Below are 25,201 nucleotides of genomic sequence, written 5' to 3' on the forward strand. Positions count from 1 at the left end.
TCATTAAAATAAACTTTATAGCAAAAAATGGAGGCAAAGCCCCCATTTTAATAAATCGATTGTTATTAATTATTGAAGCTGTTGATAACTAGAGCAAAGAAAAGCACGCAGTTGACGCAAGTCAGTGAGTACTTTTGATGCAGCTATTGTTAACAACAGCAATAATATTAATTACAAGGTACGTTGTACTTCTACGGTTTCAAATACTTCGATTTGATCACCAACACGTACATCGTTGTAGTTCTTAACACCGATACCACATTCAGTACCGTTACGAACCTCTTGTACGTCATCTTTAAAGCGACGTAAAGATTCCAACTCACCTTCATAAATAACCACGTTGTCACGTAGTACACGAATAGGTGCTGAACGTTTAATAATACCTTCAGTAACCATACAACCAGCGATTGCACCAATTTTTGGTGATTTGAAAACATCACGTACTTGTGCCAAACCAATGATTTCTTGTTTAAACTCAGGCGCAAGCATACCGCTCATCGCTGATTTAACTTCGTCAATCAAGGCGTAGATAACACTGTAGTAACGTAAATCAATTTTTTCAGCTTCAATGACTTTACGTGCAGTGGCATCAGCACGAACGTTAAAACCAACAACAATAGCGTTTGACGCTGCAGCTAATGTCGCATCAGTTTCAGTAATAGCACCTACGCCACTACCGATGATACGTACTTTAACTTCATCAGTTGATAGTTTAGTTAATGAATCTGAAATCGCTTCAAGTGAACCTTGAACGTCAGATTTAAGTACTACGTTAACTTCAGAAACTTCACCTGTTGCCATGTTAGCAAACATATTTTCAAGTTTAGATTTTTGTTGACGAGCAAGTTTAACATCACGGAATTTACCTTGACGGAATAAAGCAACTTCACGTGCTTTCTTCTCATCTTTAACAACCGTTGCTTCATCACCTGAAATTGGCACACCACTTAAACCAATAATTTCTACTGGGATAGATGGACCTGCAGATTGAATCGCTCTACCATTTTCGTCACGCATGGCACGAACACGGCCGTATTCTAAACCACAAAGTACGATATCGCCTTGATTTAAAGTACCTTCTTGAACAAGAATAGTCGCTACAGGGCCACGGCCTTTATCAAGTTTAGATTCAACCACCACACCGTTTGCCATTTTATCAACAACAGCAGTAAGTTCTAAAACTTCAGATTGCAATAATATTGCGTCAAGTAGTTCGTCAATACCTAAGCCTGTTTTCGCTGATACGTGACAGAATTGAACGTCGCCGCCCCACTCTTCAGATAATACATCGTGTTGTGATAACTCACTCTTAACACGCTCAGGGTCTGCACCCTCTTTATCCATTTTGTTCACAGCGATGATAATTGGCGCTTCAGATGCTTTTGCATGCTGAATAGCTTCAATTGTTTGTGGCATTACACCATCATCAGCAGCAACAACGATGATAACGATATCCGTTGCTTTAGCACCACGTGAACGCATTGATGTAAACGCAGCATGGCCTGGGGTATCAAGGAAAGTGATCATACCATGACCCGTTTCAACGTGATAAGCACCAATATGCTGAGTAATACCACCCGCTTCGCCTGCAGCTACTTTAGCTTCACGAATGTGATCAAGTAATGATGTTTTACCGTGGTCAACGTGACCCATGATAGTAACAACAGGTGCGCGGGTTATAGCTTCACCAGAATGTCCACGATCAGATAATACCGCTTCTTCAAGGGCATTTTCTTTCACAAGTACCACTTCACGGCCCATTTCTTCTGCAACAAGAGCTGCAGTTTCTTGGTCAATCACTTGGTTAATGGTTGCCATTGCACCCATTTTAAACATGGCTTTAACAACTTCAGCGCCTTTAACCGACATTTTGTTGGCTAGCTCTGCAACTGAAATAGTTTCACCAATACGTACTTCATTAAGCTTAACTTCCACTGGTTTAGTAAAACCATGCTTCAAGCTTTGAGGTGAAGATAGGCTTAATTTGCCTTTGCCTCTTGCATTGCGACCGCGGTTATTTCTATCTTGACCTGCTGGCTTTTTCTTCTTGCGACGACGGCCACTTTCATCAGCTGAATCACTTTTATCTTCAGCTTCTTGAGCATATTTAGAAGAGGTTAAATGTACCACTTCTTTTTCTTTCGCTTTACGTTCAGCTTCTTGCTCTTTCCAACGCGCTTCATTTTCTTCAGCAAGTTTACGAGCCGCTTCAGCAGACAAACGTGCTTCTTCTTCGGCTTTAGCCGTTAATTCAGCTTCTTGTTGTAAGCGTAGTTTTTTCGCATCTTCGGTTTCAGCAGCAACGACAGGTTTAGCTGCCGTTTCTTCAAGGTTTTTAGCTTTAGCTACTGCTGCTTGCTTGGCTTTGGCTTCTGCCTCGGCTTTTGCTTCAGCTTTCGCTTTTGCTTCAACTTCTGCTTTGGCTGCAGCTGCAGCACGAGCATTTTCAGCTTCTTTAGCATCCGCTTCTGCTTTAGCTTTCGCGTCAATTTCAGCTTGAATACGTGCTTCTTCCGCGGCTTTAGCTTCTACTTCTGCCTGTTGTTGCTCTTCTAAATCACTACGTTTCACATAAGTACGTTTTTTGCGCACTTCAACTTGTACTGATTTAGCCTTACTACCATGACCTAAAACTAAAGTAGACTTTTTCTTGCGGCTTAGCGTCATTTTACTTGGGCTAGCTGTTGTGTCGTCACCATGTTGTTTTTTCAAGTGGTCAAGTAGTGCTTCTTTTTCTTCTTGCGAAACAGAGTCGGTCGCCGATTTGTTCACGCCAGAGTCAGCCAATTGGCTTACTAAGCGATCCACCGGTGTGCCGATCTCTTTGGCAAGTTGTTCTACTGTTACTGATGCCATCTATATAATTCTCCCGGTGAGTTATTCTTCGTTAAACCAACAAATATTACGTGCAGCCATAATTAGCTCGCCCGCTTTGGTTTCATCTAAGTCTTCAATGTCTGATATTTCATCAACGCCTTGCTCTGCAAGATCTTCAAGTGTTCGCACACCTCGACTCGCTAGAACAAATGCTAAGTGACGCTCTAAACCAGCAAGGTCAAGTAGATCTTGAGCTGGCTCTGCACCTTCAAGTGTTTCTTCACTTGCTAGTGCTTGCGTAGTAATAGCGGCTTTTGCTCGTTCACGTAGTTCTTCGATAATGTCTTCATCCATGCCATCAATATCAAGCATTTCAGCAACAGGTACGTAAGCAATTTCTTCTAACGAGGTAAAACCTTCTTCTACCAACATCAAAGCAAAATCTTCATCAAGATCTAACTTATCAGTAAATAGCGTTAATACTTTATCATTTTCAGCTTGGTGCTTCTCGTTCATGTCTGCAACAGTCATAACGTTAAGTTCCCAACCCGTTAACTGGCTAGCTAAACGTACGTTTTGACCACTACGACCAATTGCCATGGCTAAGTTGCCTTCTTCAACAGCAATATCCATAGTGTTCTTGTCTTCATCAACAATGATAGAAGCCACTTCAGCTGGCGCCATTGCATTAATAACGTATTGCGCAGGGTTGTCGTCATATAAAACGATATCAACGCGCTCACCGCCTAACTCACTTGAAACGGCTTGCACGCGTGAACCACGCATACCAACACAAGCACCCACAGGGTCTATGCGTTTGTCATTACTTTTTACCGAAATTTTTGCACGAGAGCCAGGGTCACGAGCTGCGCCTTTGATCTCAAGCATTTCTTCGCCAATTTCTGGCACTTCAACGCGAAATAATTCAATTAACATTTCAGGTTTAGTACGACTGACGAATAATTGTGCGCCACGTGCTTCAGGTTTAATTTCATACAATAAACCACGAATACGGTCGCCCGGACGGAAGCTTTCACGTGGTAACATATCATCACGATAAACAATCGCTTCGGCATTGTTACCTAAGTCTAAAATAACGCTATCACGGCTAGCTTTTTTCACTACACCAGTAATAATTTCACCAATTTGTTCTTGGTAAGCGTCAACAATAAGACCACGTTCTGCTTCACGAATTTTTTGAACGATAACTTGCTTAGCCGTTTGTGTTGTTACACGGTCAAACTTAACCGATTCAATTTGCTCTTCAACATAATCACCAACTTTTAAGTCTGGTTCATCATATTGCGCCGCTGCTAAGCTAATCTCAGCGTATGGGTTTTCCATCGGCGTTTCACTTTCATCAACGATTAACCAACGACGGAAAGTGTCAAATTCACCACTTGTACGATCAATACTGACACGAACGACGATATCGCCTTCATATTTCTTTTTTGTTGCAGTTTCTAAAGCGGTTTCCATCGCTTCAAAAATGCTTTCTCGTGGTAATGCCTTTTCATTAGAAACAGCATCTACAACCAGTAATATTTCCTTACTCATGCTAGTTAGCCTTTCTCAGTATTTTAAATTATTTTTTATGGTTAAAAACAAGGTGAGCCTTGTCTATGTTACTGATAACGAGTTCATATTCCTCATTATCTACCATGACAATTAAGCTATCGTTTTCAACGGCAATTAATTTGCCTTTAAATTTTCGACGACCATTCAATGGCATTGATATTTTTACTTCTACCGTTTCATCAACAACCGCTTCAAAGTGCGCTTTGTCAAATAAAGGCCTATCAAGCCCAGGCGATGAAACTTCTAAGCTATATTCACTACTGATTGGGTCTTCTACATCGAGAATAGCCCCTACTTGACGACTTACTTCTGCACAGTCATCAACATCGATACCATTTTCATGGTCGATAAATAATCGTAAAACCGAATGGTTACCGGCACTAATAAATTCAACGCCTAATAATTCCTTACCCGTTTCTTCAACGGCAGGACGTAACATTGCGGTTAATTTATGTTCAAATTTAGCCAATCATTTTTCTCCAATTTGGAAGAGTTCAGAAACAAAAAAAGGGCATATAGCCCAGCGATTTACCTTGCTGTATTGCACCTTTTAACATTGTTAAGATACAAAAAAGCCCCATTACGCGGGGCTTATTCACTGAACCCACGATGTAAACCAAGTCATAACTTTCTTGGTTCTGTATAACAATATCTTAGAAAATTTATCTAACATTGATAAAAATCTATTCAGTGAAATATTGCTATATTCAAGCTGCGCAAATTATATAGACTTGCTATTTTTTTAGCAAGTTAATTTTAGTAAACAATGCCAAGTCAACAAGCTTAACCTAGCTTATTTTTAGTAGAAAACAAGATGAAATTTATGCTGCTTTAGGCTAAAAATTATTGCGGCATAATCAGATAGTTAGTAAATTAGTTCCATTCATGTTAAAAATAATTAACGGTAGTTCATCGGTGACTACTATAACGGCACTTACCAGCACTTTGGAATTATATGTATTCATATTCTCAATTACTTTTAAGAAACTTTCTTTTTGCCTTGGGCTTCAGTGCCTGTGTTGCTATTGCCGGTGTAGTATTATTGGCGCTACAAACATCGGGGGAGCAAAGTCAACACCAGCAAACCCTACTATCACTTGAAAAAAATACTCAAGCGTTCAGTGCACAAGCACTTGTTAAACACTTAGCACACTTTAATGGTTACCATTTTCTCAATATTACCAATGAAGAAGGTGCTGTTATTGTTAATCAGCAGCGCAACTCTACGCTGTTAAGTAATGTAGTTTTAGCCCCTATCAGCGAAATCACGCTACCTAATTCATCGTTAACTATACGTTATCAAGTCGATGTTACTGATAATCTACTTTTATTACGTAATATAATCTTATCTGTATTTGTGCTGAGTATTGTGTTCATTGTCATTGCAGCTTCATTTAGCATTGGTCGCTATCGTCGTTTGGCGGGAAAAATTAATCGGCAAATTAAACGTGACCTTGCAGTTGTTATCACCGGTGAAGAGAGCGATGATGAAATAGCGGATAACGAAATTGACTTGCCGGAAATTCAACAGCATTTATCGGAAATTAAGGCGCTCATTGCCACTAAAGTTAGTGCAACGGCTATATTGGAAAAAGATGCCTACATTGAACCCGTAACTAAGCTAGAAAACCGTAATCGTTTTATACAGTTTTTTGAGAATGTTGAACGTCGCTCTGACTTCGGTGTGCTGGCCATTACGCGTTGCTCCGAATTACAAACAATTAACCAACTGCATGGCTACAATGAAGGTGATAGCTATATTCGTCATGTTGCTGACATTATGAAACACGCTATCAGTCGCTATAACGGTGCACAAGTATTTCGCTTAAATAGCTCTGACTTTGCAACTCTCATTCCTAATATCACCTTAAAAGCAGCAGAAAGTTTCGCCACCGATTTAACCGGCCGCTTCAACGACTACCAACAAGCGTCTGACTTAGACTCTGTTGGTTACACTGGCATGGTATATTTTGATAATGACAAACCTCTAGGTGAGCTTTTAGCCTTAGCTGATACCGGAATAAGTATTGCGCAAACACAGCAAGTTAATGCCTGGTTTGCACAAACAGACAGTAGCATCTTAGAAAGTAGTAGCGCCAGTTATGGCAACCAGAATTGGCGTCAAGAAATCGATAATGTCATCGAAAATCAGCGAATAAACTTACTTATTCAAACAATTAAACCTAGCAGCCCCAATAATCGTGTCTATGGTGAAATTTTAGCGCGCTTTATCAATAGTAATAATGACCCCTTACCTACCGCATCTTTTTTTGCCATGGCAGAAAAACTCGATAAAATCGTTGCTGTTGATAAAATGATCATTGAGTCAGCTATCAAAGAAATTACTGAAAAGAACATGCTGGGTAGTTTCTTTGGTATAAATGTTAGTGCCCGTTCAATAAATGATGGTCACTTTTTAATTTGGCTAGAAAGGCGTTTACTGCGCGACACTAGCGTTGCAGCTAAATTAGTCTTTGAAATTACCGAGCATGGTTTACAGCAAAATATTAAAGCCAGTAAAAACTTTATTGATATGATCCATCGCGTAGGTGCGCGCATTACTGTTGAGCGTTTTGGTGTTGGCCTTACCTCATTTAAATTTTTTAGAGATCTAAAGCCTGATTTTATTAAAATGGATAGTACCTATACCCGTGATATAAATGAAGATAAAAATAACCAATACTTTTTGCGTTTGATGGTCGATTTAGCGCATAGGTTAAGTATCAGTGTGCTAGCTGAAAGTGTTGAAAGCCAAGAAGAAAAATATACACTTGAAAAGCTATTTGTTGATGGTTGCCAAGGGTTTTACATCGGTAAACCGAAAAATATTTCTTCAATATAAATTGATGCTATCGAGAATTAAACCTGCAATTTATCTTTGCTCTTTTGCTTAATTGAGAAACCATAGCTGCACTTTGTTTATAGAATGCGATAAACGATATCAAATAAAGCAATGATTTAGCATAATAACTGTACCTTTAAGGACATTTTTTGATCGCAAATAAATATCTGCAGATAAAAATCAATAACCCTACGCTTCATATGTTGTTTATTACTAGATAAACACGGATAATAGTGCGAATTTTCACGGTAATATATTGATCAAATGACTGATTATCTTCTGCTACTCGTTGGCACTGTATTAGTAAATAACTTTGTCTTGGTTAAGTTTCTTGGCTTATGCCCTTTTATGGGGGTGTCATCTAAAACTGAAACTGCTATCGGCATGTCGTTCGCAACAACCTTTGTTATGACGCTAGCCTCTCTATTAAGCTACATCGTTAATAGCTATATCTTAGCGCCATTAGGCTTAGAGTATTTAACCACCATGAGTTTTATTTTGGTGATCGCCGTTGTTGTTCAATTTACTGAAATGGTTGTCCATAAAACCAGTGCCAACCTCTACCGTACATTAGGTATATTTTTACCCTTGATCACCACTAACTGCGCGGTGTTGGGCGTCGCCTTGTTAAACCTTCAAGAACAACATAACTTTTTCGAGTCTATTATTTATGGCTTTGGCGCTGCCGTTGGTTTTTCTTTAGTGTTGATTATGTTTTCTGCAATGCGTGAAAAATTAGCGAATGCTGACGTGCCAACACCCTTTAAAGGCTCAGCAATTGCCATGATCACCGCGGGTTTAATGTCATTAGCCTTTATGGGCTTTACAGGGTTGGTTAAGTTTTAATGAGTACTCTTATTGCAATATTAGTCCTTGGTGCCATGGCAGCATTATTTGGCGCTTTATTAGGTTTCGCTTCTGTACGATTTAAAGTTGAGGGAGACCCACTTGCTGAGCAGTTAGATGCTTTACTACCACAAACACAATGTGGTCAATGTGGTTATCCAGGTTGTAAACCTTATGCCGAAGCAGTAGCTAATGGTGAAGCCATCAATAAATGTGCACCCGGTGGTGAAGACACCATTAAAAAAATTGCAGATTTAATGGGAGTCGAAGTTCAACCATTAGATGGCAATCACGAAACAGATAATTCTCCAAAGGTTGCTTTTATCATCGAAGAGGACTGCATTGGTTGCACTAAGTGTATTCAAGCCTGCCCTGTCGATGCCATCATAGGCACGACAAAACAAATGCACACTATTATTGCTGACGAATGTACAGGTTGTGATTTATGTGTCGCACCTTGCCCGGTAGATTGTATAGAGATGATCCCCGTAGCAACAACAACACAAAATTGGCAATGGGATTTAAATAGTATTCCTGTCGTACAAATAGATTAGATGAGGTTTGGGTGGAATCGGTAATTGAGCGTATAAAAAAAGGTAGTTTTTCACAGTTTCATGGCGGTATTCACCCGCCAGAGCAGAAATTCTTAACCTGCACCAAACCTATTGCAAGTGCACAAATTCCTGAGCAATTAATTATCCCTATTCGCCAACATATCGGCCAAGCGGGTAATTTAATTGTTAACGTTGGTGATAGAGTCCTAAAAGGACAAAGAATGAGTAGCTGCGACAGTCCAATGTCATTGCCTATTCATGCCCCCACAAGTGGCACAATCACAGCAATTCAGTCTATGGCGATACCTCACCCGTCAGGTCTGAGTGAGAGTTGTGTCATTTTAACACCTGATGGTGAAGACACTTGGCAAGAGCGCCATATCTGTCCTGACTTTACATTACTGGGCAAAGCGCAAATTTTAGAGAAAATTGCTAATGCCGGTATTGCTGGTATGGGCGGCGCAGGTTTTCCGACACAAGTAAAAGTTTCAACCTTAGCAAAAATAGACTATTTGATAATCAATGCGGTTGAATGCGAACCTTATATCACAGCTGATGACTTATTGATCCAAGAGCATAGCCCGACGATTTTAGATGGCATTAAAATTTTAGATCATCTACTCGCACCGAAAAACATTCTCATCGGGATAGAAGACAATAAACCGACAGCGATTGAAGTATTAAAAAAAGTTACTTCCGATATTGATCATATTCATGTCTGTGTAATCCCGACAAAGTACCCTAGCGGCGGCGAAAAACAACTGATTAAGATATTAACTGGGCAAGAAGTTCCCAGTGGCGTATTGCCTAGCTCATTAGGTATGGTCATGCAAAATATTGCCACGTGCTTTGCGATAGCTGACGCGGTAATTAACGACACACCATTGATCAAACGTGTAGTTACGGTTAGTGGTCAAGCCTTAGATAAACCACAAAACACTTGGGCGCTTATTGGCACGCCGGTTGGATTTTTAACCCAACAGTGCGGCTATAGTAATAGCCAAGATAAGCATTTGATTATGGGCGGCCCCATGATGGGCTTTAGCTTAGCGAACGATCAAATTCCAGTAATAAAAACCACCAACTGTATTTTAGCGCCTAGCGAAATTGAAATTGCCTCGCCTTTCTCTTCAACAAGCAGTAAAGAGGTAGAGTGCATTCGTTGTGGGCAATGCGCAGATGTGTGCCCAGCGCAACTATTACCTCAAGAATTACAATGGAGCGCGAAAGCAAAAGATCAATCACAACTTGAAAAACTAAACTTGTTTGATTGTATTGAATGTGGAGCTTGTGCTTACGTCTGTCCCAGCCAAATTCCTTTAGTGCACTATTATCGTGTAGCAAAAGCCGAAATTCGCCAACAGAAGCTACTCGATATTAAAGCTGAAAAAGCGAAAGTTAGATTTGAAGCACGCAAATTACGTCTTGAACGTGAAAAAATTGCTCGTGCAGAAAAACATAGAATTGCAGCTGAAGCACGTAAAGCGAGAATGAATGCGGGAACTGAGGCGGCAAAATCAGAGAAATCTGCTGTTGCTGCTGCCCTTGCTCGAGTAAAGGCTAAAAAAGCACAAAGCAACAATAGCGAAAATAGCCCTGAAATCATTAATAGCGCAGCGGTACAAATTGACGACAATAAAAGCCAAGTAGCTAATGCAATCGCCAGAGCTAAAGCGAAGAAATTAGCACAAAAAAGCCAAGCGACTGACAACGTAATAAATGAAAACCCGGATAATCAATTTAAAGCATCTGACAGCGCAACGCCGGCAACAACAGAAGCTGCGCCTGTAGTCAATGATAAAAAAGCTAAAGTAGCCGCGGCAATTGCCAAGGCGAAAGCAAAAAAATTGGCAGAAAAAAATCAACAAGCGTCAGCAACTGAAGCGGCCGTTAACACCACTGAAACAGCCGCTAAAATAGTAACTGACACTGTTGCTGAAGCAGAAGCCAATGAAAAGCTTGCAACGGCAGATGCACCAGTCAACGACAAAAAAGCCCGCATTGCTGCTGCCGTTGCAAAAGCGAAAGCAAAGAAATTAGCAGAAAAAAATCAGCAAGCGCCAGCAACTGAAGCGGCCGTTAACACCACAGAAACAGCCGCTGAAATAGTAACTGAAACTGTTGCTGAAGCAGAAGCAGAAGCCAATGAAAATATTGCAATTGCAGATGCACCAGTAAATGACAAAAAAGCCCGCATTGCTGCTGCCGTTGCAAAAGCGAAAGCAAAGAAGTTAGCAGAAAAAAATCAGCAAGCGCCAGCAACTGAAACAGCCGTTAACACCACTGAAACAGCCGCTGAAATAGTAACTGAAACTGTCGCAGAAGCAGAAGCCAATGAAAATATTGCAACGGCAGATGCACCAGTCAACGACAAAAAAGCCCGTATTGCTGCTGCCGTTGCAAAAGCGAAAGCAAAGAAGTTAGCAGAAAAAAATCAGCAAGCGCCAGCAACTGAAGCGGCCGTTAACACCACAGAAACAGCCGCTGAAATAGTAACTGAAACTGTTGCTGAAGCAGAAGCAGAAGCCAATGAAAATATTCCAATTGCAGATGCACCAGTAAATGACAAAAAAGCCCGCATTGCTGCTGCCGTTGCAAAAGCGAAAGCAAAAAAACTGGCTGCTTCAGCCAATAAATCACAACTTTCAGAGTAATTGAACGCCATGGCATTTTGGATAGCAAGTTCCCCACACAATCATCAACAAAGCGAAACATCAGCCTTAATGAGAATGGTGATTTATGCCACAATTCCCGGCATTTTTGCCCAGTGGTATTTCTTCGGCTGGGGGAATTTAATTCATATTTCGTTAGCCATCATCACAGCACTCGTTGCAGAATTCACGGTGTTATCGTTACGAAATAAAAAAATAACCGCACAGTTATTTGACGGAAGTGCCATATTAACTGCGGTACTACTCGGTATTAGCTTACCGGCTTTAGCACCTTGGTGGATCACCATTATTGGCAGTTTATTTGCAATTATTGTTGTTAAACAACTGTACGGGGGCTTAGGTCATAATCCTTTTAACCCAGCAATGGCGGCTTATGTCATGCTGCTAATTTCATTTCCAGTGCAAATGACCTTATGGCAACCACCATTGTCTCTATTAGCAATGGATATCCAGTTAAGTGATACTTTTTCTGTGATTTTTACCGGCTATACACCACAAGGTTATTCTGTTGAACAAATTCGCACCCATATTGACGGCTTTACCATGGCTACACCTCTGGACACGGTAAAAACCAATCTAACTCAAGGCCTAACCGTAGTTGAGAGTATGCAAGCACCGACCATAGGTAAGCATTTTGGGCTAGGTTGGGAATGGATAAATGCCGGATTTTTACTCGGTGGCTTATTTTTGTTGAGTAAAAAAGCTATTCACTGGACAACACCATTAAGCTTTTTATCAAGCCTTTTTGTGTGTAGTTTTATTGCCTTTATTATCAGCCCTGACAGTAGTGCTTCAACTATGTTTCACTGGTTTACGGGTGCCACTATGCTAGGAGCATTTTTCATCCTTACTGATCCAGTTTCAGGGGCGACGAGTGTTAAAGGTCGTCTTGTCTTTGGCGCATTGGCTGGCTTATTAGTTTACCTGATCAGAAAATTTGGTGGTTATCCCGATGCAGTCGCTTTTGCCGTTTTATTATGTAATATGGCAGCACCGCTTATTGACCAATATACGCGTCCTAGAACCTATGGCCACAATTTAGGGGCAAAAAAATAATGTCGACTTTACTCCCCGCTATCAGTAAAAATGCAAAAATACTCGCCCTATTTGCTATTGTTTGTACATTATCTGTTGGTTTGGTGCATGTACTAACCAAAGAGCGAATTAGCATGCAGGCGCAACAACAATTGATAAAACAATTAAATGAAATTATTCCGAAAAGTAGTCACGATAATGAAATGTTTCGTGACTGTATTGCAGCCCCTATTGATAACAATACTGATTTACTCGTTGATGTTATCTACCGTGCTCGACTTAACGGTGTATCAACTGCCGCAGCCATTAAAGCCATTGCACCTAATGGCTATAGCGGAAATATTGAATTATTAATCGCGATCAATGTTGATGGCAGTATCAGCGGCGTTAGAGCCCTTGAGCACAAAGAAACTCCGGGCTTGGGTGATAAAATAGAATTAAGAAAAAGTTCTTGGATTGAAAAATTTTCGGGTAAAGGTGTTCTCGATGATAATGATACACGCTGGGGCGTTATGAAAGATGGCGGCATGTTTGACCAATTTACAGGTGCGACTATTACGCCTAGAGCAGTTGTTAAAACAGTGAAAAAAACCATCGACTACTTTAAAGCAAATCAAGCGGTTATTTTTTCAAATACCAGTAATTGTGAGAACAAATAATGAAAATTAATCCTGAATATAAAGAGCTAGCCTGGCAAGGCTTATGGAAAAATAATCCAGGCTTAGTACAATTACTCGGCCTTTGCCCTTTACTAGCGGTAACCTCAACCGTGGTTAATGCTCTAGGGTTAGGTATTGCAACCATGTTTGTTTTAATTTGTTCAAATGCCACTGTATCGGCCATTAGACATTGGGTACCAAAAGAAATTCGTATTCCCATCTTTGTCTTGATCATCGCCGCTTTTGTTACTTGTGTTCAATTACTCATGAACGCTTACACTTACGGCTTATATCAGTCTTTAGGGATTTTTCTGCCATTAATAGTGACTAACTGTGCCATTATTGGTCGCGCCGAAGCTTACGCCTCTAAAAACCCTATTAAGCAAGCTAGCTTTGACGGTTTAATGATGGGATTAGGGTTTTTAGCCGTATTAGTGATATTAGGTGCTATTCGTGAAATTCTTGGCCAAGGCACCTTATTTGATGGTGCAAATTTACTGTTAGGTGCATGGGCAACTGACTTAAAAATACAAGTATATCAGCTTGATAGCCAGTTCTTATTGGCTATATTACCACCAGGTGCTTTTATTGCGATGGGTTTTTTAATCGCCGGAAAAAATGCGATTGATCATAAAATAGCGCAAGCAAAACCGAAAAAATTAGAACAAGCCATTGAGCGCGTACGTGTTAATTTTGAAAGCTAAATAAACATAAACCAACGATAGCAAACACAGCGCTACAACGTTTTACCATAACAATAGTGATATATAAGCCTGATGAATAAAGCAAAACGACTAGAAATATTAACCCGCTTAAGAGATGACAACCCAACGCCAACCACTGAGCTAAATTTTTCCAGCCCGTTTGAATTGTTAATAGCGGTATTGCTATCCGCTCAGGCTACCGATGTAAGTGTTAATAAAGCAACCGATAAACTCTACCCTGTTGCCAATACCCCGCAAGCAATACTTGATCTCGGTCTTGATGGCTTAAAATCGTATATCAAAACCATAGGGTTATTTAACACCAAAGCCGCTAACACCCTGAAAACTTGCCAGATGTTAATTGACTTGCATGGTGGTGAAGTGCCCGAAAACAGAGCTGCACTTGAAGCATTACCGGGCGTAGGAAGAAAAACAGCTAACGTTGTGCTCAATACTGCTTTTGGCTGGCCGACCATAGCCGTAGACACGCATATATACCGCGTCTCAAACCGCACTAAATTGGCTATGGGTAAAAATGTTGACCAAGTAGAAGATAAGCTCTTAAAAGTTGTACCTGCCGAGTTTAAAGTCGATGTTCATCACTGGTTAATTTTGCACGGTCGCTATACCTGTGTGGCGCGCAAACCAAAATGTGGTTCGTGTATCATTGAAGATTTGTGTGAGTTTAAAGATAAGACTGATTAGCCTTTTGTCTGCACAGAGCCTAAATCGGTCACAAATAGTTTCTAATATTCACCTCAATTAAGTCAGCTAGGATACGAAACCGGACACTAATGAATTCAAGAGTAAAGTCTCCTCCGTGCGCTCAGAAGACATTAGCCTCGATATTTTGTCATATATTTTCTAATGGATAACTGGCTATATATATTGGCACGTAATGTAAAGTTACTATAGTGGCTCGTTTATACCAAAAAAATTGGTTAATAATTGTTTTTATTATCTTTATTTTTTATTGGTTGGGTGCATAACGTGCCATTTGTTGGCTCATATATCTCAAGACCCGGTATGTAAATTCATAGATGAAGTTGAATGCAGTCAAACTTACTGGTAAGTTACTAAAAATATTATAAATTATTTATACGTGACCGAATTAATCAGAAATTGTCGACGGTTTAATTCGAAATGCGCACTAATAAGCTGTTATGTGTACAAGGAGGATTGAGCATTGGAAAACATACCTGAATATCCAATAAGCATTGATTATGCTGACGACACTGAAAGTGTTGTGCTAGCTAATGATATGGAGGTTATGACCCACCTCGAATGGTTTGATTCTGAGGATTCCGAATATTGCGCACAAGTAACAGACGCAAAAAATAAAGCTGTTTGTCTTAAGGTCGAGGCACTAGAAATTATAGTGCTAAAGTACACATAACAAGCTGTTAAACAAGGACAAAATACAGTTGGCTTTTGCTCCTTCGTCGCTTATTCTAGCCAACTATATTATTGCCTGTTAACAGGGCGTTAGCAGTACAAGGAAGTTATGAGCAAGCAAATCTGGGATATCACTCTTCAAGACTTATCAGATCATTCTGTTTGGCATTTTCCTATGTGGAAAGACGATAGCTGTGATGAAACAATTATTACCCCTGCAAATGAAAGTGATGAGTTAAACCCTAACTCAAACATCATCGTTAAAGCCCAATTTATTGATGCAGTCGGTTCTGAATTTGCAGGTTTTATATATTACGGTTTAACTGAAATTGGATATTCTCAACCATGTATGTTCGTAAAAAGTGAAATTGTAAATTTTTGGTTTGGTATTTCTAAACCAAACGAAGTTGATTTAATTAAGCTTAACTTTCCAATAGTAGCCACATCAATTCCGGTTTATGGTTTAGAATCTAAATCAGTGAAGATTGATGGTTACGGTTATATAAATGAAGGCTCTAGCACTTGCGTAATGCACTGCTAATAAGGCGTTAGGTGTTTCTTTGAGTCCAGTTATTAAATCGACTTTAGTATCAACAATCACAGTGTTTATTGTGAGTACTTTATTCTTTTTATTTTTTGGTGGTGCCTCAATTGAGTTACTGCTTAGTATATTTTCTGCGGCTGTAGTTACTGCGATAGCTTTAATGGTTACAGTTTTCTGGGTTATTCCTGCGCATCTCTTATTTCAAAAGTATAATAAAGCTAATATACGTAACTACATTTTGGTTGGGCTATGTCCGGCAACATATATTCCAATAGATCATTTTTTTACTGGTTTATACGCTGCTCCAGTATCAGATACATTATCTGTTGCATTAATCGGTATTATCGGAGTAATTAGTTTTAAATTAAGTTTTAGAGCTAAAAACACCTAACAACACGCCCTGAGGTGGACAACTACTAAAATTTAGCTATTTATTGCAAATTTTAGTAGCGGCGAGCCTCTACATTTCAATGCTTCTAAATACTTAGACTCATCAAAAGGTGTATTGGTTTTCCAGCACCTAAATACTATTCTTATCCACTTAAAAGCCAACGACCTTATTATTATATATTGAGACTTATGTGAGTTTAAAGATAGGACTGATTAAGGGCGTCGCAATTTAAAACGAAGAGTTAAATGAGCAAAAAGCCCCAATACTAAAACAGTAATCGGGGCTTTATTTTATATAAATAACTAAAACTAATATCTAGTCTTGTTTATTTTTCAGTTTTTGTATCGTTTTTATACTTATCAAACCAAGCTAAAATATATCCGACTTTACGTGCTAGGTTGGAAGGCTTAGCGGCAATACCATGATAAGCACCTTGAATACGAACAAGTGAGCTTTCTACTCCTTGTAAGCGCAATGCACCATAGTACTGTTCGCTTTCAGACATAGGTGTACGTACGTCTAACTCTCCTGTTAGTACCATCGTTGGTGTTTTTACATTGCCAACTAATGATAACGGCGAACGGCTCCAATATTGTTCGTAATCATTCCACGGTAAGTCTGTAAACCAATACTTGCTCATAAAGGCATAGATATCAGATGTACCTATCATACTGGTCCAGTTAATGACGGGTTTAGCCACAACTGATGCTTTGAAACGATCCGTTTTACCTATGATCCAAGAAGTTAGCGTACCACCGCCTGAGCCCCCCGTGACAAATAGGTTCGACTCATCGATATAGCCTTTGGCAATAGTCGCATCAACCATATCCATAAGGTCATTATAATCTTGTGATGGATAATTTTTATCGATTAAATTAGCAAATTCTTCACCTTGAGAAGTAGAGCCTCTTGGGTTGCCATATACAACAACATAACCAGCAGCAGCCATTAATTGCACTTCTGTTGAGTAGCCAGGACCATAGGCTGTGTGTGGGCCACCATGTATTTCTAAAATTAATGGGTATTTTTTCTGAGCATCAAAATTTGGTGGCGTTACTACCCAAGCTTGTAAAGCTCTATTATCTATACTGCTTTTTAACTCAATTAATGCTGGTTTATTCACTGTTTTGTGATCAAAAACATCACCATTTAAATCTGTAAGTTGTTTTACTTTGCCTTTTTTGGTCACAACAGCGAGATCCGCAGGACGGTTACCTTTTGAAGAGGTATAAACAACATGGCCTTTAGGTGTTACATCATAATCGCCAGATGTATAGGGTCTACCTAAGGTAGTACCACCTAAGTCATTTGTTACATTTGAAATTTTACCTGCTAAGTTAACGTAAGCTACATTTTTCTTGCCCATATCATCGTAGCTAAAATATAAGCCTTTACCCTTACCTGCCCATTTAATTGCACCGACAGAGCGGTCTAGTTTACTGGTTAAGTTTTTAATATTATCGCCATCAGAATCCATGACATATAATTGACTGAGCTGATTTGACTTGCCATTATCTTCATAACCAACAAAAGCTATTTTCTTACCATTAGGACTCAACTGAGGGCTGTATTCTGGCCCACTCATATCTGTTAATTTAGCAACTTTTAACGTATTGATATCAATACTGAATAAGTCGCTATTAAGCATATCGAACTCGGCTTCATCTCTTGTGTTTGCAGAGATAATTAACTGTTGACCGTTTTTAGACCATGCCATTGTTCCGGCGTGATCATGTGCACCAGAGGTAACTTGTCTTGGTGTTCCGCCAATGGTGGGTACTACATACACTTGCATGTTGCCTGGGCGTTTCATGCCCATACTATCTCGCTGAAAATTTGTTTGATCAATATACAGAGCATTCTCTGCCCACTTAGCGCCTTTTGGCTTAAAATCTAAACTAAACAAGGGCTTGGCTTTAGTGGGTGTAAACATAGCAAAAGCCAGGTATTTACCATCAGGTGAAAAGCTCATACTGCTAGGGCTCATCGCAACATCAGTTACGCGAGTTGTGCTGTTTGATGCTACATCTTTCAAATAAACTTGAACCTTGCCTTCTTTACTTGAAAGGTAAGCCATCTTAGCGCCGTCAGGTGAAAACACAGGATTAAAGTGATTTTTACTGTCAGAAAAAATAGGCAAATGAGCGCCACCATCTATTGCTATTGACCACAAATTTCGTCGTACAGAGTCCGTCATAATATCCATGCTGCGGCGCTCATAAACAACATGTTTACCATCAGGCGTTACTACAGGGTTAGCAGCATACTCAAGATTAAAAACATCCTTTAAAGATAAAGTGCGACTTGTCGACTCATCAGCAACAGCTGAATGAGTGGCAAATAACGTACTTATTACCAGCGTCAATGCTGACTTGGTTATATATTTCTTATTCATGACAAGTTTACTCTTATTGTTTTAATTAGAATTAACAGTGAAGTTTAAAAGATAACTTAAATAATTATATTAGCACCATGTATTTGATTTAAAAGGCAGGATTTATAAGGTGAACTGCATGTGCTAATAATTCAACAAGCTTCAAAAACTCTCTTTTTATCAAGCGTGCACGCTCATTTAAACTTCGATATTTATTGTCTTGGCAGATTTAACTCACATAACAGAGCAAAATATCCACCTTTATTATCTTTTGGCTAGCTCACCATAGCTGTAGATATGCATATTTAACGAGTCGCTAATCGTACTAAACTGGCTATAAACAAAATGTTGAGCAAGTGGCATGAGAGCTCTTCAAAGGAGTAAATCTGCCTGCTTTTCTGATAATGCTCCAAATATCATTGGCTTTCCGATATAAAATGCCAGATGAAGCAAAATGCTGGTTAAGTAAAACATTTTTCGGGGCTAAAACTATCACAGCAAGTAATAGTAAAGGGTTTCGCTTTATACTTCCTAAGTCACCGTTTTATAGCTAATTAATATAAAAAGTAGCTAAATTCGCTTGCAGCAATACACCTTGGAACTTAGCCAAGCTTTTACTGGTATCAATATTTTTTATGTTACTTAGCCTTTTGGCCAAATCTAATACCTTAAGTAAAGGCGCCTATTATGGCGCCCTATTGCTTTAACTTGATATTTTTCTCGTTGACATTAGCCAAATACTTAAACAGTAGACAAGGACAATTGAAATCCCGATAGCAAAAAGGCGTGACTCTGGAAAAATAAACCATGCTAATAAAACTAACACTGTACGTAATATTGCATGGATCAGCCCTACTGGGTGCTGAATAATCCACGAGTAAACAATCCAATGTAGTCCTAGACCAATACCAACACTTAAAGGTAAAAATTCTGGTGCATATAAAAACAAGGGAATATGCAGAGCCCACAATAAGTTAACCATTAAAACAGAAAGTCCCATCAACTTCGCCAACGGGTTATTTGGGGAGAAGACCTTTTCTTTGGTGATTTTTGCAATTAATAAAGCTATCGGGAAAATAGTACCTGAGCCAAAGAGTAGAATGAGCAAACCTAGTCTTTCAGAAACCTGAGTTGAAACAATAGCAAGTGCCAGCCAATATAATGCGCCAGCGATGGGCATCGCTAAAGATCTTTTGGCCGAGTGTTCAAAATCTTTTCTACATTCTTCTAAAGTCATCTCTGTATCCTAAATTTTTGGTTTTACATAAAGCTATACTAAGTAAAAAATAATGCTCGGTGGAATCGCCAAACGATATTTCACGACAAGTGTTCTTCGCCACTAGTTATTCGCTACTAGTTCTTCATCACGAATAAAGTAGCGCACTACGTGAAGGTTTATCATTAAATAACTGAGGCTTGGTAATAGAAAGGTATAAAAGTATTGATAATACTCACTTGCCAAAAGTTTTAATCGATTCTATGCCAAGATTAACAGCGAATAAATCGTAAACGAAATACACCAAAATAAACACGGCTAAAAAATCGCGGTATTTTGCCCCCTAAAAAAATCAAAATACCCTTAAATTCAATTAAAAACAAGTCGATATAAGTTTACCCTTATGGCGTGTTACCATGAAAAAAAACGTGAACAATTGCCAGTTACCGACCCAACGACGACCTAGCACAGCCTAGTACTGTATAAAAATCCGCTAAGTTTTGCCTTATTTTACCTAATCCCTTATCAATTTTGTCTGATTGAACTCGTTAGTATATAGAGGCTAAAAGCGTATATTCATCGAGCAGCAAATCGGGGTGAATTGGTGAACAGTATTAATACTGACCAAGGTGAAAGTAGACTATTAAATGAAACCTTTAAAGCAATTAACATTGAAGCTTATCGCTACTGATACTTTATGCTATCGAAGTGACAATGGCCTATAAATAAAGTCCAAATTATGTCACTTGTATTATCGTAAATACCTGTTAATTTAACGTTAAGGGCTAAACACAGGTATTAACTTGCCTTGAAACTTCTTCACAACGTATCTAACAGAGTTATTAAGCGTGCATTGATATATTCAACAGCCTTATAAATTACCAACCAGAGCGTTATAATATTTCTCAAGTTAAACTGAGCTGAAGTTAGTCTTACTTAAATATCGACCTAAAAGGAAGTTTGTGGCTATTCAAAAAAAGCTTAAAAAAAAGACGCGTCAATTCATCGACTCTAAGCACATGCTCAGTGGTATCACCACAGCATCTTTTTTAGAATCAACGATAGTGCCCATTCCATTAGAGGCGGTATTAGTGCCGTTAATGCAAGCTCGCCGTGAAAAATTATGGCTTATTGCCTTAATGGCAACATTAGGTTGTATTATTGGCGCTTTATTTGGTTATGCGCTGGGTTATTTTTTATTTGATGCTGTTGGCGATTGGATTATTAGTACATTTTCAAATCCAGAGCAATTTGAAATAATAAAGCAAAAAATGCAAAAGCAAGGCTTCTGGTTTGTACTCACCTTAGGGGTTGTGCCGATCCCCTTTCAAATAGCAATGCTTGCAGCCGGTGCGACCAAATATTCACTAAGCCTATTTTTGATTGCTGCAACGATTGCTCGCGCTATTCGTTATTTCGGTTTAGCCATTTTGGTATACTATGCCGGAGATAAAGCTGAACATATGCTACGTAAACATAAAGTTAAAACTATCATTGTTCTCACCACGTTAGTGTTACTTGCATGGGGGATAAGCAACGTATTCTCGTCATAAGTGCTGCTGTAGCTATTTAGTAGCACTATTCACTTTTAAAGCATTGAAATTATATGATATTAATACTAATTAAATAAGAATTATGCAGCGAACATGACTGAGCCGTATACATAATAAACAATTATATTTATTTTCCTCAATGGAGTTCAATTGCTACATTTCATCAAAAAATCATTACTGCTATCTTGTAGCCTCTTTTTATTTGGTTGCGCTACCAGCAACCAAGCAATTGAAAGAAAAAATTATCACTCTTGGGAAAATGATATTGGTTACTCGCAAGTCGTGAAAACTGATAACACTTTATATATATCAGGTATCACGAGCGAACAAACTACTTTTGAAAACCAAATTGATGATATTTACAATACTATTAAAAAAATACTTGCTGATTATGATGTTGGAACAAATGCTATCGTAAAAGAGGTAATATTCACTACAGATATTGAAAAATTAAAAGCCGCTATTCCAGCCCGCAAGGCTCACTTTAATGGTAAATACCCCTCTTCAAGTTGGGTTGAAGTTAAAAGGCTCTGGAGTAAGTCACATTTACTAGAAGTTGAAGTTGTTGTTGTGCTACCGTAGACATAATAAATTGTTAAATAAGGATATAATACAAATGACAGTGTTTCGTCCCCCAACAATTTCCGTCAACATTATTTAGCCTGTTAATAGGGCTTAAAATTATCTCAAGGTTCAAATGAAGAAGTTACTGTTAATTGTGTTGTTATTTCCTTTCTTTGTTCAAGCAAACGAATTGGCATTCAAATTACTAGAAACAAACGGGGCAAAAGAGTTTTTCGATAAATCTAAAGGTCAAATCGCGAACGTTATGTATATGACCGATCCAACATTAAAGTTACATTCAAATTTAGTTGAAGAGTGGGAATCATATTACTTTGCTTGGGATAAGGTTCGCCTTTCTATAGCGCCTATATATACAAGTAAGTTTTCTGATATCGAAATAGAAGAGATTATAAACTTTTTTAGCATGGGTAAGCCCGCATCATTCTTCGAAACTGATACCGGTAAAAAATTTCAGTCATTATCTCCTAAAATCAATCAAGAGTTCACTATAAATGGGCATAAATATATGTCAAAGGTTTTACCATTTTTATATCAGGCCGTAGCTAATGCTAAGCCATTAAAGCACGATAACTAACAGTAGCCTTATATTCGCTGCATTCATTATTTTAGCTAGCAACATTTTACAAAACAGCAGATGCTAGCTTTCGACCTTTAAATTTCAGTTAACAGCCCAGAGTTTCAAACGGGTTATTATTTATTTTTGTAAACAGATATACCCAAATTAGAGAAGTCGGTACACTAGCGACATTTTTCTAAACAGGGCTTTCCTACATGCCAATACTAATTGCCGTCACCTTAATGTGGGCATTTTCTTTTAGCTTGATCGGTGTTTATCTGGCTGGGCAAGTGGATGCTTGGTTTTCAGTATTGATAAGAGTAGCGCTGGCTACGGTAATTTTTTTACCTTTTTTAAAGATTCAACAAATTAAAATCAACGTTGCCTTAAAATTGATGCTCTGTGGTGCATTTCAGCTAGGCATTATGTATGGTTTTTATTACCAGTCATTTTTATATCTTTCAGTGCCTGAGGTCTTACTGTTTACGGTGATGACACCTATTTACATAACACTTTTTAATGACCTACTCGATCGCCAACTTAACACTGGCTTTATCTTAAGTGCGTTACTGGCAGTGATTGGGGCTATTACCATTCGCTACGAAGGAATAGACGAAGGTTTCTTAACCGGTTTATTCATTGTACAAGCCGCTAATATCTGTTTTGCCGTTGGTCAAGTGAGTTACAAACGAACAATGGCAAAGGAGCCTAGTAATTTAGCACAGCGAACAATTTTTGCTTGGTTTTTTTTGGGGGCATTAGCCGTTGTGATCCCTTGTTATCTATTGCTTGGCGACCCAAACAAGTTACCAACAACTTCATTTCAATGGTCTATTTTAGTTTACCTCGGTATTGTGGCATCTGGTCTGGGCTATTTTGCTTGGAACAAAGGAGCGACACAGGTAAGCGTTGGCACACTAGCGGTTGCCAACAACTTATTAATCCCAGCAGGTATTATCGTAAACGTAATTTTTTGGAATCGTGACGCAGATATTTTTCGATTAACCTTAGGCGGGTTGATTATCTTATTCGCGCTACAGGTGAATAACAAATTTCATATAAAGTAATAAACGCTAACATGCATTGCTAATGTAATAGGCAATAAAATGACTCATAAAAATTGATAACGTTATTTATCAATCACTTTATTGCTAAATCACTATCTATGGTAAACACTTTATAGATAAGTGAATTTCAAATAAAGTTATTTGTTTGAAGGCTAAGCCAAGGCTTAAATTATCGATTATCTCCAACTAATAAGAATTAAAAACAGGTTAACAAAATTGAATATTGTTTCAGCGCAGACTAACAATGCTTGAACTTGATACCCGCACACTTCTCGTTGTTACGGCACTTGTTTCAATGATCTCAGCTTTAGCTTTAATTGCGCTTTGGCGAGCTCAGTTAAAAGGCAATGGTAGTGGTTTTTGGGCTGCAGGTATGTCGTGCATTTCAATTGCAAGTATCCTGATATCTGGTCGAGGATCACTTCCTGATTTCATTTCTCTGATTATAGCTAACTCACTTTATGTAGCTGGTTTTTCGCTTTTTTTGAGGGGGATTTGTATTTTTACTGGTCGCTCACCCTTGTTCTTTTTTGATTATATCTTAACCTCTTTATGTTTCTTGTTGTTTTATTATTTCCAATACGTAGAACAAGATGTAAACGTTAGAATTATTATAATATCAATCGCATTTACATTGACATGCTTTATGATTGCCTCAATATTATTGCGTGATAAACACGCACCGTGGCGCCCTGCCGGCATAGCCGTAGCATCAGTTTTTACGCTATTTGGTGTGTTCCACGGTATGCGTGGAGCAATTGCTCTGCTTTCTCCTTTTCAACACAATTTTTTGCATGAAAGCATTTCTTCAACTTTAGTTTTTCTGGTCGGTATATTTATTCTTGCGGGTATTACCATCACCTTAATATTATTGGTTTATTCAAATCTCGAATCTAGGTTTCGCATTATCTCTTTAGCCGTAGAGCAATCAGCATCGTCAATAATTATTACTGATACCAAAGGTACTATTGACTATGTTAACCCTGCCTCAGCGAAGAAAACTGGCTATTTAGAGGAAGAACTTATTGGTGAAAACCCACGAATTTTACGTTCTGGGAGTAAGACCACAGAAGAATATGCCAATATTTGGGCAACAATTAGTAATGGCAACACCTGGCGTGGAGAGTTTCAAAACCGGAAAAAAAATGGCCAATTATATTGGGAAATTGCATCAATAACTCCTGTTAAACAACGTAACGGAGAGATTAGCCATTATGTTGCCGTTAAGGAAGATATAACAGCGCTAAAGGAAGCAGAGAAGCAGATTTTACATTTAGCAAACCATGATTTAGTGACTGGTTTACCCACCCGTCGCCTTGCTATGGAGCGTTTAATTAGTGCTATTTCAATCGCTAAGCGCAATAAAACTAAGACCGCCTTGATGTTTATTGATCTTGATGGCTTCAAAGGGATTAATGATAACTATGGACACCATGCAGGTGACGAAATTCTTAAAGAAACAGCTGTTCGACTATGCACTTGTGTGCGAGAAGTTGACACGGTAGCTCGGGTCGGTGGTGATGAGTTTTGGGTGATATTAATGGATATTTCCACGCAAGGCAGTATAACGAAAGTAGCCGAAAAAATTCTCGATGAATTAACTAGACCATACAAACTAAAAAAAGAGCAAGTTTCTATTGGTGCTAGCATTGGTATTTCTATCTCACCTGATCAGAGCAATAATCCTGAAACACTGATAGAACTGGCAGATCACACTATGTATCAAGTAAAGCAGCAGGGAAAAAATAATTATAAACTAGCCGACTCAACAACCCATTTGGGTATTCCCACACCCTAGGAACTATTAAACAGA

At 38.8% G+C, this 25,201-nt stretch carries 21 protein-coding genes and 1 pseudogene; 16 read left to right on the forward strand and 6 right to left on the reverse strand.

The annotated features are described in order from the left end of the window. Positions 1-171 precede the first annotated feature (171 nt). Genes infB through rimP form a run of 3 tightly spaced genes read right to left on the reverse strand, consistent with a single transcriptional unit; the run spans position 172 to position 4,864 of the window. Complete coding sequence (infB, locus tag B0169_RS05275) at positions 172-2,856, reverse strand: translation initiation factor IF-2 (RefSeq protein ID WP_077284927.1); 2,685 nt, start codon at positions 2,854-2,856, stop codon at positions 172-174. Positions 2,857-2,877: 21 nt separating this feature from the next. Next, positions 2,878-4,374: a transcription termination factor NusA gene (gene nusA / locus B0169_RS05280; RefSeq protein WP_077284928.1), complete on the reverse strand. Its 1,497-nt coding sequence runs from the start codon at positions 4,372-4,374 to the stop codon at positions 2,878-2,880. A gap of 28 nt (positions 4,375-4,402) precedes the next feature. Further along, positions 4,403-4,864 (reverse strand): ribosome maturation factor RimP, encoded by a 462-nt coding sequence (rimP, locus tag B0169_RS05285; protein WP_077284929.1) that lies wholly within the window; start codon positions 4,862-4,864, stop codon positions 4,403-4,405. Positions 4,865-5,350: 486 nt separating this feature from the next. Between rimP and B0169_RS05290 the strand changes: the two genes are divergently transcribed. From B0169_RS05290 to B0169_RS05340, 11 genes are all read left to right on the forward strand, one after another. Further along, a complete protein-coding gene (locus B0169_RS05290; protein ID WP_077284930.1) occupies positions 5,351-7,237 on the forward strand; it encodes an EAL domain-containing protein in 1,887 nt (628 codons plus the stop codon). A gap of 264 nt (positions 7,238-7,501) precedes the next feature. Then, a complete protein-coding gene (gene rsxA, locus B0169_RS05295) occupies positions 7,502-8,083 on the forward strand; it encodes an electron transport complex subunit RsxA (protein ID WP_077284931.1) in 582 nt (193 codons plus the stop codon). Beyond that, positions 8,083-8,637, forward strand: a complete 555-nt coding sequence (gene rsxB, locus B0169_RS05300; protein WP_077284932.1) for an electron transport complex subunit RsxB — start codon at positions 8,083-8,085, stop codon at positions 8,635-8,637. The genes rsxA and rsxB overlap by 1 nt, the downstream gene beginning before the upstream one ends. Before the next feature lie 11 nt (positions 8,638-8,648). Then, positions 8,649-11,291, forward strand: a complete 2,643-nt coding sequence (gene rsxC / locus B0169_RS05305; RefSeq protein ID WP_077284933.1) for an electron transport complex subunit RsxC — start codon at positions 8,649-8,651, stop codon at positions 11,289-11,291. 9 nt (positions 11,292-11,300) lie between these two features. Beyond that, a complete protein-coding gene (gene rsxD, locus B0169_RS05310) occupies positions 11,301-12,365 on the forward strand; it encodes an electron transport complex subunit RsxD (protein WP_077284934.1) in 1,065 nt (354 codons plus the stop codon). Beyond that, a complete protein-coding gene (gene rsxG / locus B0169_RS05315) occupies positions 12,365-13,003 on the forward strand; it encodes an electron transport complex subunit RsxG (protein WP_077284935.1) in 639 nt (212 codons plus the stop codon). The genes rsxD and rsxG overlap by 1 nt, the downstream gene beginning before the upstream one ends. After that, positions 13,003-13,707 carry an electron transport complex subunit E gene (locus B0169_RS05320; protein ID WP_077284936.1) on the forward strand — a complete coding sequence of 235 codons (705 nt, stop codon included), beginning with the start codon at positions 13,003-13,005 and terminating at the stop codon, positions 13,705-13,707. The genes rsxG and B0169_RS05320 overlap by 1 nt, the downstream gene beginning before the upstream one ends. A gap of 72 nt (positions 13,708-13,779) precedes the next feature. Then, positions 13,780-14,412, forward strand: a complete 633-nt coding sequence (gene nth / locus B0169_RS05325) for an endonuclease III (RefSeq protein WP_077284937.1) — start codon at positions 13,780-13,782, stop codon at positions 14,410-14,412. Positions 14,413-14,893: 481 nt separating this feature from the next. After that, positions 14,894-15,103 (forward strand): hypothetical protein, encoded by a 210-nt coding sequence (locus B0169_RS05330; RefSeq protein WP_077284938.1) that lies wholly within the window; start codon positions 14,894-14,896, stop codon positions 15,101-15,103. Between the two features lie 108 nt (positions 15,104-15,211). Next, positions 15,212-15,643 (forward strand): hypothetical protein, encoded by a 432-nt coding sequence (locus B0169_RS05335; RefSeq protein ID WP_077284939.1) that lies wholly within the window; start codon positions 15,212-15,214, stop codon positions 15,641-15,643. A gap of 19 nt (positions 15,644-15,662) precedes the next feature. Beyond that, entirely contained in the window at positions 15,663-16,037 is a 375-nt protein-coding gene (locus B0169_RS05340; protein ID WP_077284940.1) for a hypothetical protein, read from the forward strand. A gap of 32 nt (positions 16,038-16,069) precedes the next feature. On the opposite strand, the pseudogene B0169_RS19510 reads toward B0169_RS05340, so the two are convergent. The 3 genes and pseudogenes from B0169_RS19510 to B0169_RS05350 all read right to left on the reverse strand — a co-directional run. Then, positions 16,070-16,210 (reverse strand): annotated as a pseudogene (locus tag B0169_RS19510) (IS110 family transposase); the annotation flags it as partial. Positions 16,211-16,362: 152 nt separating this feature from the next. Continuing rightward, positions 16,363-18,432, reverse strand: coding sequence for a S9 family peptidase (locus B0169_RS05345; protein ID WP_077284941.1), 2,070 nt, complete (start codon positions 18,430-18,432; stop codon positions 16,363-16,365). A 682-nt stretch (positions 18,433-19,114) separates the two neighbouring features. Then, on the reverse strand, positions 19,115-19,648 hold the full coding sequence (locus tag B0169_RS05350) for a DUF7010 family protein (RefSeq protein WP_077284942.1): 534 nt from the start codon (positions 19,646-19,648) through the stop codon (positions 19,115-19,117). 941 nt (positions 19,649-20,589) lie between these two features. Between B0169_RS05350 and B0169_RS05355 the strand changes: the two genes are divergently transcribed. The 5 genes from B0169_RS05355 to B0169_RS05375 all read left to right on the forward strand — a co-directional run bounded on the left by B0169_RS05355 (position 20,590) and on the right by B0169_RS05375 (position 25,186). After that, positions 20,590-21,180 (forward strand): YqaA family protein, encoded by a 591-nt coding sequence (locus B0169_RS05355; RefSeq protein WP_077284943.1) that lies wholly within the window; start codon positions 20,590-20,592, stop codon positions 21,178-21,180. A gap of 150 nt (positions 21,181-21,330) precedes the next feature. Then, a complete protein-coding gene (locus B0169_RS05360; protein WP_158077054.1) occupies positions 21,331-21,762 on the forward strand; it encodes a RidA family protein in 432 nt (143 codons plus the stop codon). A gap of 115 nt (positions 21,763-21,877) precedes the next feature. Further along, entirely contained in the window at positions 21,878-22,339 is a 462-nt protein-coding gene (locus tag B0169_RS05365; protein ID WP_077284945.1) for a DUF2059 domain-containing protein, read from the forward strand. A 197-nt stretch (positions 22,340-22,536) separates the two neighbouring features. Next, complete coding sequence (locus B0169_RS05370; RefSeq protein WP_077284946.1) at positions 22,537-23,388, forward strand: carboxylate/amino acid/amine transporter; 852 nt, start codon at positions 22,537-22,539, stop codon at positions 23,386-23,388. A 244-nt stretch (positions 23,389-23,632) separates the two neighbouring features. Further along, positions 23,633-25,186 carry a diguanylate cyclase domain-containing protein gene (locus tag B0169_RS05375; RefSeq protein ID WP_077284947.1) on the forward strand — a complete coding sequence of 518 codons (1,554 nt, stop codon included), beginning with the start codon at positions 23,633-23,635 and terminating at the stop codon, positions 25,184-25,186. Positions 25,187-25,201: the final 15 nt, after the last annotated feature.

Origin of the sequence: Cognaticolwellia aestuarii, assembly GCF_002000025.1 — a bacterium.
In the GTDB taxonomy this organism is placed as follows: domain Bacteria; phylum Pseudomonadota; class Gammaproteobacteria; order Enterobacterales; family Alteromonadaceae; genus Cognaticolwellia; species Cognaticolwellia aestuarii.